The following is a 14,028-nucleotide window of genomic DNA, read 5'->3' on the forward strand; positions in this document are numbered from 1 at the left end:
TATCAAAGGCGAAGTGTAGCCTTTTTCACGGTCTAATCCCAGCCAGCAGATCTCACCCGCAACAAAAGTAAAAAAGTGTCCGGAACGTGGCACATTCTGTAATGTCTGGTTAGCATAAATCTATTAAGCGGCATGATGCTGCACAGACGTAACACGACAAGAGGAAGAGCTTGTGGACAAAGCCAAAAAATTTACCTGGCGCCTACTGGCTGCCAGCGTATGTCTGCTGACGGTAAGTCAAATGGCGCGGGCCGATTCTCTGGATGAGCAGCGTAACCGCTATGCGCAAATTAAGCAGGCCTGGGATAACCGACAGATGGATGTTGTAGAGCAGATGATGCCTGGCCTGAAGAGCTATCCTCTGTATCCCTATCTTGAATATCGTCAGATAACTGACGATCTCATGAATCAACCCACCATTACTGTAACGAATTTTGTGCGTGCCAATCCTACGTTGCCTCCAGCCCGCACATTGCAATCGCGTTTTGTGAACGAGCTGGCTCGTCGGGAAGACTGGCGCGGATTGTTAGCGTTTAGCCCGGATAAACCCGGTACTACCGAAGCGCAATGTAACTACTATTATGCGAAATGGAGCACCGGGCAAGCAGAGGAAGCCTGGCTGGGGGCGAAAGAGCTTTGGCTGAGCGGAAAAAGTCAGCCCAATGCCTGTGACAAATTATTCGGCGTTTGGCGGGCATCGGGCACTCAGGATCCGCTGGCTTATCTGGAACGTATTCGCCTGGCGATGAAAGCAGGTAATACGGGGCTGGTGACTGCGCTGGCAGGACAGATGCCAGCCGAGTATCAGACCATAGCTTCGGCGATCATCGCGCTGGCAAATGATCCTAATTCCGTTATGACATTTGCCCGCACGACCGGAGCAACGGATTTCACTCGCCAGATGGCGGCGGTGGCGTTTGCCAGTGTTGCGCGTCAGGATGTGGAAAATGCACGTTTGATGATCCCGTCACTGGCGCAGGCGCAGCAGCTTAATGACGATCAAACTCAGGAGCTGCGTGATATCGTCGCCTGGCGCCTGATGGGCAATGATGTTACCGACGAGCAGGCGAAATGGCGTGATGACGCTATTATGCGATCGCAATCCACCACGCTTGTGGAACGTCGCGTGCGGATGGCGCTGGGAACTGGCGATCGGCGTGGTCTGAATACCTGGCTGGCGCGCTTGCCGATGGAAGCCAAAGAGAAGGATGAATGGCGTTACTGGCAGGCGGATCTGTTGCTGGAGCGGGGGCGTGATGCCGAAGCGAAAGAGATCCTGCATTCTTTGATGCAGCAGCGCGGTTTCTATCCAATGGTAGCGGCGCAAAAGTTGGGTGAAGAGTATGAGTTGAAGGTCGACAAAGCACCTACAGATGTCAACTCTGCCCTGACTCAGGGACCTGAAATGGCACGCGTACGTGAGTTAATGTACTGGAACATGGATAATACTGCGCGCAGTGAATGGGCGAATCTGGTCACCAGCCGCACGAAGTCTGAACAGGCGCAACTGGCGCGTTACGCATTCAACAACCACTGGTGGGATCTGAGCGTGCAGGCAACGATCGCCGGCAAACTCTGGGATCATCTGGAAGAGCGTTTCCCTTTGGCCTACAAAGATCTGTTTTCTCGTTACACCAGCGGGAAGGATATTCAGCAAAGCTACGCGATGGCAATTGCGCGTCAGGAAAGCGCATGGAACCCGAAAGTAAAATCACCGGTTGGAGCCAGTGGGTTGATGCAGATTATGCCGGGCACCGCGACGCATACGGTGAAAATGTTCTCGATTCCAGGTTACAGCAGCTCCAGTCAGTTGCTGGATCCTGAAACTAATATCAACATCGGTACCAGCTATTTGCAGTATGTATATCAGCAATTTGGCAACAACCGCATTTTTGCTTCTGCGGCCTATAACGCCGGGCCGGGACGCGTTCGCACCTGGCTTGGTAATAGCGCTGGGCGAATTGACGCAGTGGCATTTGTTGAAAGTATTCCTTTCTCTGAGACAAGAGGGTATGTGAAAAACGTTCTGGCTTATGACGCCTATTATCGCTATTTCCTGGGGGATAAACCGGAGTTGATGAGCAACGCAGAATGGCAACGTCGTTACTGATCGAGTCGAGTGTGTTATGCTATCGTACTCGTTAAAGAGTACAAAAGGGGGGAAGCAAGCGCGCTTCCCCCATAACGATGGCGACACTTTATGACACAGCAATCACCCTATTCAGCAGCGATGGCAGAACAGCGTCACCAGGAGTGGTTACGTTTTGTCGACCTGCTTAAACACGCCTACGATCAGGATTTACACCAACCACTGCTTAATTTGATGTTAACGCCAGATGAGCGCGAAGCGCTGGGTACGCGCGTGCGCATCATTGAAGAACTTCTGCGCGGTGAGATGAGTCAGCGTGAGTTAAAAAATGAGCTCGGGGCCGGGATCGCCACAATTACACGTGGTTCTAACAGCCTCAAGTCGGCGCCAGTAGAGCTGCGTCAGTGGCTGGAGCAGGTACTGCTCGGAAAAAATTGAATTTCCTGATGGCGATGCTGCCGCATTTTATCAGGCCTACAAATGACGCTGAGCCGTATGCCGGATAAGGCGAAGCCGCCATCCGGCACAACGCTACCAATACACCGCGTTATGAAACGGGCTAAGCGCCAGAATTACTGCCTGGTGGTAAACGCTGGAGCGCGTCAGTTTTCCTGCAGTAAAGACACCAATTGCTCCCTCTTTACGGCCGATCTCATCAATACCCGTATACTGTGACATCACCGGACCGAGTGCTTCCCCCTGACGGACCTTTTCGAGAATAACCGCAGGCAGCGGTAACGTTGCTGAACGCGCTTCGCCTCGCTGCGCGCCATTATCAATCACCACCCAACTGAACGTGGCGTCATCATCAATTCCTGCTTCGATGGCTACCCAGAAATCGGCCTGCGGATGCAGACGGCGCGCGTTTTCAACCCGATTTCGTGCGCCAGTGCGCGTTTCCTGACTTCCAAAAGGTTGTTCTGGCACACCACTCTCGACGGCAGCGGGTTCGATATGGCAGGATCCTTCACCGAAAATCTCTTCAAATGCCTGTAGAATTGCCTGAATTTTGGCAGGATTGGTGGTAGCAGAGATAACCTTGTGCATAATTAAGCTCGGTTTGAAAAATTCATCGCAGTCTATTCTATATAATTTGAGTGACAGGAAGGCGGCAAGCGAGAAAACCCCCCTGGTGCATAGATAACTATGTGGCTGGGGGAGCGACTAATCTGTCAGGAACAGATTTGAACGCCGCAAAGCGGCGGCCCGTAAGGGCGAGGCTCATGGATGAGCCGAGTAACTCGTAGCCAACGCATCTGCCACTCAAAGTATGACGAGTATATAACGGAAAAAACGCATGTTACAGGTATACCTTGTTCGCCATGGTGAGACACAGTGGAACGCCGAGCGACGTATTCAAGGCCAGTCAGATAGCCCACTGACCGCTAAAGGTGAGCAGCAAGCCATGCAGGTCGGCGAACGCGCCCGCTCGCTTGGCATTACTCATGTCATCAGTAGCGATTTAGGTCGTACACGACGCACCGCAGAAATCATTGCCCAGGCTTGTGGCTGTGATATTACCTTTGATGCCCGACTGCGCGAGTTGAATATGGGGGTGCTGGAAAAGCGCCATATTGATTCTCTGACGCAAGAGGAAGAGGGTTGGCGTCGCCAGTTGGTGAATGGAACGGTTGATGGCCGCATCCCGGAGGGAGAATCGATGCAGGAGTTGGGGGAACGTGTTAACGCCGCCCTGGCATCCTGTCTGGATCTTCCACAGGGAAGTCGTCCACTGCTGGTGAGTCACGGTATTGCTCTGGGTTGTCTGGTGAGCACGATTCTGGGATTGCCAGCATGGGCGGAACGCCGGTTGCGTCTGCGTAACTGCTCAATTTCCCGCGTCGATTATCAGGAAAGTTTGTGGCTGGCGCCGGGATGGGTTGTCGAAACGGCAGGGGACATATCGCATCTGGATGCCCCTGCGTTGGATGAACTACAGCGTTAGCGGCGAATAGGGATAAGGAATTCGCAGCGCAGATTAATAGGGCGATCGCCTGCTTTGGCATCTTCTGCCGGATAGTATCGCTCTATATCCTGACCTTTACGGCGAGTGAGGTTTAGCATCGGCATACAGGTGCCGTAAACCGTCAGGATAAATTCCTGCACGCCTGTCCCCAGGCCTTCATACGTAAACATCACGTATTCGCCACCCTGCAACAGGATCGGTTGTGCTGATTGCACATATCCATTGGCCTGTTCTGGCGTTAATGCAGTTGTATAGAACACTTCCTGCTCGTCATCTTTTTCAAAGCTTGGACGCGTTTCGTTTAGTCCGTATAGAACAGGCGGGATCGCCGGAGCCTGGCTGAGGAAGTCGCGCCAGAACTGAATACGCATTTCATGACGGAAATCTGAGATCTGTTCCAGTGAGCAGGAGTAACTTTGCGTGGTGCCGAGCAGTTGCGTATCTTCCAGGGTCACGAACTGATGCGGTGGCATAGCAAATTCCCCGAGTCGCATCGGCGGACGAATACCAAAAGCGCTCCATTCTGGCGAGCGGCGATACAGCGCAGGCGTCTGCGCAAATTGCTTTTTGAACGCGCGAGTAAACGTTTGTTGAGAGTCGAAACGGTATTGCAGGGCAATATCAAGAATGGGGCGAGCAGTCAGACGAAGCGCCACTGCAGACTTCGATAAACGACGGGCGCGGATATAGGCGCCAATAGCATGGCCCGTCACGTCCTTAAACATTCTCTGCAGGTGCCACTTGGAATAGCCCGCTTTTGCCGCCACATTGTCAAGCGACAGGGGCTGATCCAGATGACCTTCCAGCCAGACTAATAGGTCGCGAATAATGCCAGCCTGATCCATAAAATATCCTCATCCTTTCAACAACGAGTACCTGACGTCAGGTATGTGGATAATAGCATTTTTTGCTGTTTTAGCATTCAGTGTTTTTTTTGCTCATAAATGCTTTTTTCGGGCATACGAAAGCGTGATTATTGTAATCCTGTGATCTGTATACGTTTTATCTTAGAATGTCGAATAATTACACAGAGTAACTTTTAAAAATGGTAACAATATGAAATATAAGAGCTTAGTCATTTCCTCAATTTTGCTGATGCTGGCGCAGGTTGCCCATGCCGAGCAAATTGGTTCTGTCGATACGGTATTCAAAATGTTTGGACCAGATCATAAAATTGTGGTCGAAGCTTTTGACGATCCGGATGTTACCAATGTGACCTGCTACGTTAGCCGAGCGAAAACCGGCGGCATCAAGGGCGGGTTAGGACTGGCTGAAGATACTTCCGATGCCGCGATCTCTTGTCAGCAGGTGGGGCCGATTGAACTGAGCGACCGAATCAAGAATGGCAAAGCTGAGGGTGAGGTTGTCTTTAAGAAACGTACATCGTTGGTGTTTAAGTCCTTACAGGTAGTGCGTTTTTATGATGCGAAACGTAATACGCTGGCATATCTGGCCTATTCAGATAAGGTTGTTGACGGGTCGCCTAAAAATGCCATCAGTGCAGTACCCATCATGCCGTGGCGACAATAACAAGGAAGCAAGATGCAACAGCCGTTGATCTGGTTGGTTGAGGATGAGCAGGGAATTGCTGACACGCTTATCTACATGCTGCAACAGGAAGGTTTTAGTGTCGAAGCGTTTGAGCGCGGGTTGCCGGTGCTGGAAAAAGCGCGACAGCACTGCCCTGATGCGATAATCCTCGATGTTGGTTTACCTGATATCAGCGGCTTTGAGCTATGCCGGCGCTTGTTGGAACATCACCCGGCTTTACCCATTCTCTTTCTGACCGCACGCAGCGATGAAGTGGATCGTCTGCTGGGGCTGGAAATTGGCGCGGATGACTATGTTGCGAAACCCTTCTCGCCGCGTGAGGTCTGTGCCCGTGTACGCTCGCTGCTCCGACGGGTGAAAAAATTTTCCGCTCCATCATCGTCGACGCGTTTTGGTGATTTTGAACTTAATGAACCTGCCGCGCAGATCGCCTGGTTTGGCATACCGCTAAGCCTGACGCGCTATGAATTCCTGCTGCTGAAAACATTGCTGATGTCGCCGGGACGTATCTATTCTCGCCAACAGTTGATGGATTTAGTCTGGGCCGATGCTCAGGATACCTTTGACAGGACTGTCGATACGCATATTAAAACGTTGCGTGCCAAACTGCGGGCGATTAATCCCGAACTCTCGCCGATTAACACTCATCGCGGTATGGGGTATAGCCTGAGGAGCGTCTGATGCGCATCGGCATGCGTTTGCTGCTGGGCTACTTTCTGATCGTGGCCGTTGCTGCCTGGTTCGTTTTGTCTATCTTTGTGCAGGAGATTAAGCCTGGCGTTCGCCGTGCTACAGAAGGCACCCTGATTGATACAGCTACGTTATTAGCCGCGCTGGCTCGTGATGATCTTCTTTCAGGCGACCCTGCTAACGGCAAGTTGGCGCAGGCATTTTCGCAACTGCACGATCGTCCCTTTCGCGCCAATATCAGCGGTATTAACAAAGTGCGAAATGAGTACCATGTCTACATGACGGACGCACAGGGTAGGGTGTTGTTTGACTCTGCCAACAAAGCCGTAGGTGAAGATTATTCCCGCTGGAACGACGTTTGGTTAACGCTGCGCGGGCAGTATGGCGCACGTAGTACGCCACAAAATTCAGACGATCCGGAAAGCTCAGTCATGTACGTTGCCGCACCGATTATAGATGGCGGGCGTATTATCGGGGTTCTTAGCGTCGGCAAACCGAATGCGGCGATGGCACCGGTTATTAAGCGTAGTGAACGGCGGATGCTGTGGGCGAGTGCGGTGTTGCTGGGTATCGCATTGGTGATTGGCGCAGGGATGGTGTGGTGGATAAACCGATCTATTGCCAGACTGGCGTGCTATGCTGATTCCGTAACGGAGAATCGACCCGTTGCCTTACCTGATTTAGGCAGCAGTGAGCTACGTAAACTGGCGCAGGCGCTGGAAAGTATGCGTCTGAAGCTGGAGGGTAAGAATTACATTGAGCAGTACGTCTACGCGTTAACGCATGAACTGAAAAGTCCACTGGCAGCTATTCGCGGTGCGGCGGAGATTTTGCGTGAAGGCCCGCCGCCTAATGTGGTTGCGCGCTTTACCGAAAATATTCTGACGCAAAATGCGCGCATGCAGGTGCTGGTTGAAACCCTGCTACGGCAGGCGCGACTGGAAAACCGGCAGGATATTTCGTTCAACCCCGTGGCGGTAGATGCGCTATTTGTTCAGTTGCGTGAAGCGCGTAGCGTCCAGTTAGCGGCTAAGGACATCACGCTTACTATTGTGCCTTCATCACTGATTGTCGCGGCTGATCCTGCGTTACTGGAGCAGGCAGTAGGTAATTTACTTGATAACGCCATCGACTTCACACCTGAGAAGGGAAACATTATCCTTAGTGCGTATCAGCAGGATGAGAGAGTCACATTGCAGATTACGGACAGCGGAAGCGGTATCCCTGACTTTGCGCTGCCACGTATTTTTGAACGTTTTTACTCGCTCCCCCGTGAGAATGGGCAGAAGAGCAGTGGTTTAGGTCTGGCATTTGTGAGCGAAGTCGCGCGACTGCTTAAAGGTGAAGTGGTACTGCATAACCGTCCCGAAGGTGGGGTGCAGGCTTCGTTGACGCTTCACCGTCACTTCACATAACTTCAAACTCCCCGCACATAGCTGTTTTACCTTGCTGGCATTGCAAAGGAGAACGCTATGTTGAAATCCCCCCTGTTTTGGAAAATAGTCACCTTAAGTGGTGCAATGCTGCTGTTATTAATTCCTCTGACAATGGTCAGACAAATTATCGTTGAGCGATCGGATTACCGCAGTGCAGTAGAAGATGCCATCCGACAGAGTACCAGTGGGCCGCAGAAGATGGTTGGTCCACTGATCGCTATTCCCGTGACCGAAGTTTATACCGAGCTGGAAGATGACAAAGAGGTCCAGCGTAAGCGCAGCTTTATCCATTTCTGGCTGCCAGAGTCGTTAATGGTAGAGGCAAATCAGGACGTCGAAGCACGAAGGATCGGTATTTACGAGGGACAGGTCTGGCATAACGGTATGTCAGTGCGGGCAGAGTTTAATGCTGAGCGTCTGAGTGAATTGAATCATCCGAATGTGACTGTGGGAAAACCGTTTATTGTGGTTGGTGTAGGTGATGCCCGAGGTATTGGCGTAGTCAATGCACCGCAGGTCAACGGAGTTTCACTAACGGTTGAGCCCGGAACGGGGTTGAATGGGCGTGCTCAGGGGATCCATATTCCGCTACCGGATGCCGACTGGGTGGAGAAGGATCTCAGTCTGGCATTGTCACTCAATCTGAGTGGAACCGGAGATTTCTCTGTCGTTCCGGTGGGGCGTAGCAGCGAAATGACCTTAACCAGCAACTGGCCTCATCCCAACTTTCTGGGGGACTTTCTTCCGGCAAAGCGCGAAGTCAGCGAGTCAGGGTTTAAGGCTCAATGGCAAAGCAGTTGGTTTGCCAATAACCTGGGCGAACGCTTTGAGGGGGAGAAAATTGGCTGGCAGGGAATGCCTGCATTTAGCGTAGCTGTGGCCACGCCTGCGGATCAGTATCAATTGACGGACAGAGCAACAAAGTATGCCAGCTTGTTAATAGTACTGACCTTTATGTCTTTCTTTGTACTCGAGTGTATGAGCAATCTTCGTCTGCATCCTATGCAGTATCTGCTGGTGGGGTTATCGCTGGTGATGTTTTATCTGTTGCTGTTGGCGCTGTCAGAACATATTGGCTTTACGGCGGCGTGGATCATTGCCAGCATGGTTGGTGCGTTGATGAACGGCGTTTATTTACAGGCGATATTGCAGGGATGGCGTAACAGTATTTTGTTCACAGTGGCGCTGCTGTCTCTGGATGGGGTGATGTGGGTGCTGTTGCGTTCGCAGGACAGCGCTTTACTGCTGGGTACCGGTGTGCTGTTGTTAGCGCTATGCGGGATCATGTTCCTGACGCGTCATCTTGACTGGCACTCGCTTGCTCAACCAAAGCCAAAAGACGTTCAAACCGCTGAGAATGACGGGCTGCGTTTGTGGAAATAGGGCAATGATGAAATGAAAAACGGCGCATAAAGCGCCGTTTTTATACCAGTCAGAATCGAATTAATCCTGCAGGTCGCCGCAGAAGCGGTAACCTTCACCGTGAATGGTCGCGATGATTTCTGGTGTATCCGGCGTGGATTCGAAATGTTTACGAATGCGGCGGATTGTTACATCAACGGTACGGTCATGCGGTTTCAGTTCGCGACCGGTCATTTTTTTCAACAGTTCTGCGCGAGACTGGATTTTGCCCGGATTCTCACAGAAGTGAAGCATGGCACGGAATTCACTGCGTGGCAGTTTATACTGCTCGCCGTCAGGACCGATTAGAGAACGGCTGTTAATATCCAGTTCCCAACCATTGAACTTGTAGCTTTCGACGCTACGACGCTCTTCGCTGACCGTGCCCAGATTCATGGTACGGGACAGCAGGTTACGAGCACGGATAGTCAGTTCACGTGGGTTAAACGGCTTGGTGATGTAATCGTCAGCGCCGATTTCGAGGCCGAGAATTTTGTCGACTTCGTTATCACGGCCCGTCAGGAACATCAGCGCAACGTTAGCTTGTTCACGTAGTTCACGCGCTAACAGAAGACCGTTTTTGCCTGGCAGATTGATATCCATAATCACAAGGTTGATGTCATATTCAGAGAGGATCTGATGCATTTCCGCGCCATCTGTCGCCTCGAATACATCATAGCCTTCCGCTTCGAAAATGCTTTTCAACGTGTTGCGTGTTACTAACTCGTCTTCAACGATAAGAATGTGCGGGGTCTGCATGTTTGCTACCTAAATTGCCAACTAAATCGAAACAGGAAGTACAAAAGTCCCTGACCTGCCTGATGCATGTCGTAAATTAACATGATCGGCGTAACATGACTAAAGTACGTAATTGCGTTCTTGATGCACTTTCCATCAACGTCAACAACATCATTAGCTTGGTCGTGGGCACTTTCCCTCTGGACCCGACAGTGTCAAAAACGGCTGTCATCCTAACCATTTTAACAGCAACATAACAGGCTAAGACGTACCGGACACCCAATAAAACTACGCTTCGTTGACATATATCAAGTTCAATTGTAGCACGTTAACAGTTTGATGAAATCATCGTATCCAAATGTTAGCTTTCATCACAAAAATGCAATAATACAACTAGTTGCACTCGCAAACTAATAAATGTAATGAATCCAATGAATGAGATCCATTTTCAATTAAATTATCATGGATAAACAGAAGGATATACAACTTCTGTTAACAAAAAAAGTAATAGTAAATCCACGAAATAGTTTAGCATTTTTTACTGAATGTGGAATGCATTTTCAGTGATTTCTGTTAAAAATATGTAAATTCGCGCTGCGTAATATGTTGATGGGCATCACATTATTATCTGCAGACTGGCCAAAAAGAGTATCGAAATGCGTTTAACTATTATTCTGGTAGCCCCTGCCAGAGCAGAAAATATTGGTGCGGCTGCCCGTGCTATGAAAACCATGGGTTTTGCCGAGTTGCGGATCGTTGACAGCCTGGCTCACCTGGAGCCTGCGACGCGATGGGTTGCGCATGGCTCAGGTGATATTATTGATAATATTAACGTTTTTTCAACGCTGGCTGAAGCGCTTCATGATGTTGATTTTACCGTCGCCACCACGGCGCGCAGCCGCGCGAAGTTCCATTATTACGCCACTCCTGTCGAGCTGGTCCCCTTGTTGGAAGAAAAATCTGCATGGATGGAACACGCCGCGCTGGTTTTTGGTCGTGAAGATTCAGGCCTGACAAACGATGAATTAGCTCTGGCCGATGTACTGACCGGTGTCCCCATGGTTGCCGACTATCCTTCACTCAATCTGGGGCAGGCGGTGATGGTGTATTGCTATCAATTAGCAGGTTTAATACAACAGCCCACAAAAACCATTGAGCCGACAGATGAGCTTCAGTTACAGGCATTACGCGCACGTGTTTTACGTTTATTAACCACGCTGGACGTTGCTGATGACATCAAACTAACGGATTGGCTGCAACAGCGAATGGGCCTGTTAGGGCAGCGAGACACGGCAATGTTGCACCGTTTTCTACATGATATTGAAAAAAACATCACAAAATAAAATTTCACATTTTTTGTTTTTTATGGTGTTTGACTCTGGCTTCAAGTGGGCATGGCACGCTGTATTGGTTGAAAGTAAAAGAGTAGGCAGTCGCTCGTGAACAAGTTTCGGAGTGTGATCAATTTAAAAATTTATTGACTTAGGTCATAAGATACTTTAACCCTAAAAGAATACAGCACAGAATAATTACAGAGCACACAACATCATGAAACGCATCAGCACCACTATTACCACAACCATCACCATTACCACAGGTAACGGTGCGGGCTGACGCGTACAGGAAACACAGAAAAAAGCCCGCACCTAAACAGTGCGGGCTTTTTTTTCGACCAAAGGTAACGAGGTAAACCATGCGAGTGTTGAAGTTCGGCGGTACATCAGTGGCAAATGCAGAGCGCTTTCTGCGAGTTGCCGATATTCTGGAAAGCAATGCCAGGCAGGGGCAGGTCGCGACCGTTCTGTCTGCCCCCGCAAAAATTACTAACCATCTGGTGGCGATGATTGAGAAGACCATCGGTGGTCAGGACGCTTTACCAAATATCAGTGACGCCGAACGTATTTTCTCTGAGCTTTTGGTCGGTCTTGCTGCTGCGCAGCCGGATTTCCCGCTGGCTCAACTCAAAACTTTTGTTGAACAAGAATTTGCCCAGATTAAGCATGTCCTGCACGGCATCAGCCTGTTGGGACAGTGTCCGGACAGCATCAATGCTGCGCTTATCTGCCGTGGTGAAAAAATGTCGATCGCCATCATGGCAGGTTTGCTTGAAGCGCGCGGACATAACGTTACTGTTATCGACCCGGTTGAAAAACTGCTGGCGGTTGGTCATTACCTCGAATCTACCGTTGATATCACTGAATCTACTCGTCGCATTGCTGCCAGCCGTATTCCTGCTGATCATATGGTACTGATGGCGGGCTTTACTGCCGGGAATGAAAAAGGCGAATTAGTGGTATTGGGACGCAACGGATCTGACTACTCTGCTGCCGTGCTGGCTGCCTGTTTACGTGCAGACTGTTGTGAAATCTGGACTGATGTTGACGGTGTTTATACCTGTGATCCGCGTCAGGTTCCTGATGCCAGGCTACTTAAATCGATGTCTTATCAGGAAGCGATGGAGCTTTCTTACTTCGGTGCCAAAGTTCTTCATCCGCGTACCATCACTCCGATTGCCCAGTTCCAGATCCCCTGCCTGATTAAAAACACCGGTAACCCGCAAGCGCCGGGTACGCTGATTGGCGCCAGCTGCGATGAAGACGACTTGCCGGTAAAAGGCATTTCTAACCTGAACAATATGGCGATGTTTAGCGTTTCGGGGCCAGGAATGAAAGGGATGGTGGGAATGGCAGCACGCGTTTTTGCTGCGATGTCTCGTGCGGGTATTTCCGTGGTGCTGATCACTCAATCCTCCTCTGAATACAGCATCAGTTTCTGCGTACCGCAGGGCGACTGCGTGCGTGCTCAGCGTGCTATGCAGGATGAATTCTACCTGGAACTGAAAGAAGGGCTGCTGGAGCCTCTGGCGGTGACAGAGCGTCTGGCGATCATCTCGGTGGTTGGTGACGGTATGCGCACGCTGCGTGGCATCTCCGCCAAGTTCTTTGCGGCACTGGCGCGTGCCAACATCAATATTGTTGCCATCGCACAGGGTTCGTCTGAACGTTCTATTTCGGTAGTGGTAAACAATGATGACGCTACAACTGGTGTACGCGTTACGCATCAGATGTTGTTCAATACCGATCAGGTGATCGAAGTCTTTGTTATCGGTGTTGGCGGTGTGGGGACAGCACTGCTTGAACAGTTAAAACGCCAGCAGAGCTGGCTGAAGAGTAAGCATATTGATTTACGTGTTTGCGGCGTGGCGAACTCAAAGGCTTTACTCACAAATGTTCACGGTCTGAACCTGGAAAACTGGCAGGCGGGGCTGGCTCAAGCAAAGGAACCTTTCAACCTCGGTCGCTTAATTCGCCTGGTGAAAGAATATCATCTGCTCAATCCGGTGATTGTTGACTGTACTTCAAGTCAGGCTGTGGCAGATCAGTATGCTGACTTCCTGCGTGAAGGCTTCCATGTAGTAACCCCGAACAAAAAAGCCAACACTTCATCGATGGATTATTACCATCAGTTGCGCTTTGCCGCGGCAAAATCGCGGCGTAAATTCCTCTACGACACCAACGTGGGGGCGGGTTTACCGGTTATCGAAAACCTACAAAACCTGCTCAGTGCAGGCGATGAACTGCAGCGATTTTCCGGAATTCTGTCTGGTTCACTGTCGTTTATTTTCGGCAAACTGGATGAAGGAATGAGCTTCTCGCAGGCCACTATTATGGCGCGTGAAATGGGCTACACCGAACCTGATCCGCGTGACGATCTTTCCGGGATGGATGTCGCGCGTAAGTTGCTGATCCTCGCCCGCGAAACCGGACGCGAACTGGAGCTCTCTGATATCGTTATTGAACCGGTGTTGCCGCAAGGTTTTGACGATTCAGGCGACGTTACAACATTTATGGCCAATCTGTCGCGGCTGGACCAGGCCTTTGCCGCTCGTGTGGCGAAAGCCCGTGATGAGGGCAAAGTATTGCGCTATGTTGGCAATATTGAAGAAGATGGCGTTTGCTGCGTGAAAATAGCTGAAGTGGATGGCAACGATCCGTTGTTCAAAGTGAAAAACGGTGAAAATGCGCTGGCCTTCTATAGCCACTACTATCAGCCATTGCCGCTGGTGCTACGCGGATATGGTGCGGGTAACGATGTGACTGCGGCGGGTGTCTTTGCCGACCTGCTACGTACCCTTTCATGGAAGTTAGGAGTCTAAA

General features: G+C 50.6%; 14 protein-coding genes and 1 other annotated feature. Of the genes, 11 read left to right on the plus strand and 3 right to left on the minus strand.

Annotated features, from left to right (window positions below):
* Positions 1-172: 172 nt before the first annotated feature.
* Both sltY and trpR read left to right on the plus strand, forming a co-directional pair.
* A complete protein-coding gene (sltY, locus tag LG384_RS03245; protein ID WP_225760442.1) occupies positions 173-2,110 on the plus strand; it encodes a murein transglycosylase in 1,938 nt (645 codons plus the stop codon).
* Positions 2,111-2,200: 90 nt separating this feature from the next.
* A complete protein-coding gene (gene trpR / locus LG384_RS03250) occupies positions 2,201-2,527 on the plus strand; it encodes a trp operon repressor (RefSeq protein WP_045439539.1) in 327 nt (108 codons plus the stop codon).
* Between the two features lie 93 nt (positions 2,528-2,620).
* Here trpR and yjjX read toward each other — a convergent pair whose 3' ends face one another.
* Entirely contained in the window at positions 2,621-3,136 is a 516-nt protein-coding gene (yjjX, locus tag LG384_RS03255) for an inosine/xanthosine triphosphatase (protein WP_200011384.1), read from the minus strand.
* Between the two features lie 250 nt (positions 3,137-3,386).
* On the opposite strand from yjjX, the gene gpmB reads away from it, so the two are divergent.
* Positions 3,387-4,034: a 2,3-diphosphoglycerate-dependent phosphoglycerate mutase GpmB gene (gene gpmB / locus LG384_RS03260; RefSeq protein ID WP_045439544.1), complete on the plus strand. Its 648-nt coding sequence runs from the start codon at positions 3,387-3,389 to the stop codon at positions 4,032-4,034.
* Here gpmB and robA read toward each other — a convergent pair.
* Positions 4,031-4,900 carry an MDR efflux pump AcrAB transcriptional activator RobA gene (robA, locus tag LG384_RS03265; protein WP_045439547.1) on the minus strand — a complete coding sequence of 290 codons (870 nt, stop codon included), beginning with the start codon at positions 4,898-4,900 and terminating at the stop codon, positions 4,031-4,033. The genes gpmB and robA overlap by 4 nt on opposite strands.
* 211 nt (positions 4,901-5,111) lie before the next feature.
* On the opposite strand from robA, the gene creA reads away from it, so the two are divergent.
* From creA to creD, 4 genes are read left to right on the plus strand one after another with little or no spacing between them, the layout of a single operon-like run.
* A complete protein-coding gene (gene creA / locus LG384_RS03270; RefSeq protein WP_045439549.1) occupies positions 5,112-5,585 on the plus strand; it encodes a protein CreA in 474 nt (157 codons plus the stop codon).
* 12 nt (positions 5,586-5,597) lie between these two features.
* Positions 5,598-6,287, plus strand: coding sequence for a two-component system response regulator CreB (gene creB / locus LG384_RS03275; RefSeq protein WP_045439551.1), 690 nt, complete (start codon positions 5,598-5,600; stop codon positions 6,285-6,287).
* Positions 6,287-7,711: a two-component system sensor histidine kinase CreC gene (creC, locus tag LG384_RS03280; RefSeq protein WP_225760443.1), complete on the plus strand. Its 1,425-nt coding sequence runs from the start codon at positions 6,287-6,289 to the stop codon at positions 7,709-7,711. Before creB ends, creC begins: the two co-directional genes overlap by 1 nt.
* Positions 7,712-7,768: 57 nt before the next feature.
* A complete protein-coding gene (gene creD, locus LG384_RS03285; protein ID WP_225760444.1) occupies positions 7,769-9,115 on the plus strand; it encodes a cell envelope integrity protein CreD in 1,347 nt (448 codons plus the stop codon).
* Between the two features lie 60 nt (positions 9,116-9,175).
* Here the strand turns inward: creD and arcA are convergent, their stop codons facing one another.
* A complete protein-coding gene (gene arcA / locus LG384_RS03290; RefSeq protein WP_001194359.1) occupies positions 9,176-9,892 on the minus strand; it encodes a two-component system response regulator ArcA in 717 nt (238 codons plus the stop codon).
* Positions 9,893-9,987: 95 nt separating this feature from the next.
* Here arcA and yjjY point away from each other — a divergent pair, with 95 nt between their 5' ends.
* The 4 genes from yjjY (at position 9,988) to thrA (ending at position 14,027) form a co-directional block, all read left to right on the plus strand.
* On the plus strand, positions 9,988-10,128 hold the full coding sequence (gene yjjY, locus LG384_RS03295) for a protein YjjY (RefSeq protein WP_001541509.1): 141 nt from the start codon (positions 9,988-9,990) through the stop codon (positions 10,126-10,128).
* A 399-nt stretch (positions 10,129-10,527) separates the two neighbouring features.
* A complete protein-coding gene (locus LG384_RS03300) occupies positions 10,528-11,214 on the plus strand; it encodes a tRNA/rRNA methyltransferase (protein ID WP_048222090.1) in 687 nt (228 codons plus the stop codon).
* 200 nt (positions 11,215-11,414) lie between these two features.
* Positions 11,415-11,541 (plus strand) — a sequence feature (Thr leader region).
* Complete coding sequence (thrL, locus tag LG384_RS03305) at positions 11,420-11,485, plus strand: thr operon leader peptide (RefSeq protein ID WP_001386572.1); 66 nt, start codon at positions 11,420-11,422, stop codon at positions 11,483-11,485. (Overlaps the previous feature by 66 nt.)
* Before the next feature lie 23 nt (positions 11,542-11,564).
* Complete coding sequence (gene thrA / locus LG384_RS03310; RefSeq protein WP_045439570.1) at positions 11,565-14,027, plus strand: bifunctional aspartate kinase/homoserine dehydrogenase I; 2,463 nt, start codon at positions 11,565-11,567, stop codon at positions 14,025-14,027.
* Position 14,028 lies beyond the last annotated feature (1 nt).

Source organism: Citrobacter sp. Marseille-Q3906 (assembly GCF_916618775.1).
GTDB classification, from domain to species: domain Bacteria; phylum Pseudomonadota; class Gammaproteobacteria; order Enterobacterales; family Enterobacteriaceae; genus Citrobacter; species Citrobacter murliniae.

Excerpts from the sequence above, each read along its gene's own strand:
- trpR (WP_045439539.1), top strand. The coding sequence starts at position 2,201 with ATGACACAGCAATCACCCTATTCAGCAGCGATGGCAGAACAGCGTCAC.
- yjjX (WP_200011384.1), bottom strand. The coding sequence starts at position 3,136 with ATGCACAAGGTTATCTCTGCTACCACCAATCCTGCCAAAATTCAGGCA.
- gpmB (WP_045439544.1), top strand. The coding sequence starts at position 3,387 with ATGTTACAGGTATACCTTGTTCGCCATGGTGAGACACAGTGGAACGCC.
- robA (WP_045439547.1), bottom strand. The coding sequence starts at position 4,900 with ATGGATCAGGCTGGCATTATTCGCGACCTATTAGTCTGGCTGGAAGGT.
- creA (WP_045439549.1), top strand. The coding sequence starts at position 5,112 with ATGAAATATAAGAGCTTAGTCATTTCCTCAATTTTGCTGATGCTGGCG.
- creB (WP_045439551.1), top strand. The coding sequence starts at position 5,598 with ATGCAACAGCCGTTGATCTGGTTGGTTGAGGATGAGCAGGGAATTGCT.
- creC (WP_225760443.1), top strand. The coding sequence starts at position 6,287 with ATGCGCATCGGCATGCGTTTGCTGCTGGGCTACTTTCTGATCGTGGCC.
- creD (WP_225760444.1), top strand. The coding sequence starts at position 7,769 with ATGTTGAAATCCCCCCTGTTTTGGAAAATAGTCACCTTAAGTGGTGCA.
- arcA (WP_001194359.1), bottom strand. The coding sequence starts at position 9,892 with ATGCAGACCCCGCACATTCTTATCGTTGAAGACGAGTTAGTAACACGC.
- yjjY (WP_001541509.1), top strand. The coding sequence starts at position 9,988 with ATGACTAAAGTACGTAATTGCGTTCTTGATGCACTTTCCATCAACGTC.
- LG384_RS03300 (WP_048222090.1), top strand. The coding sequence starts at position 10,528 with ATGCGTTTAACTATTATTCTGGTAGCCCCTGCCAGAGCAGAAAATATT.
- thrA (WP_045439570.1), top strand. The coding sequence starts at position 11,565 with ATGCGAGTGTTGAAGTTCGGCGGTACATCAGTGGCAAATGCAGAGCGC.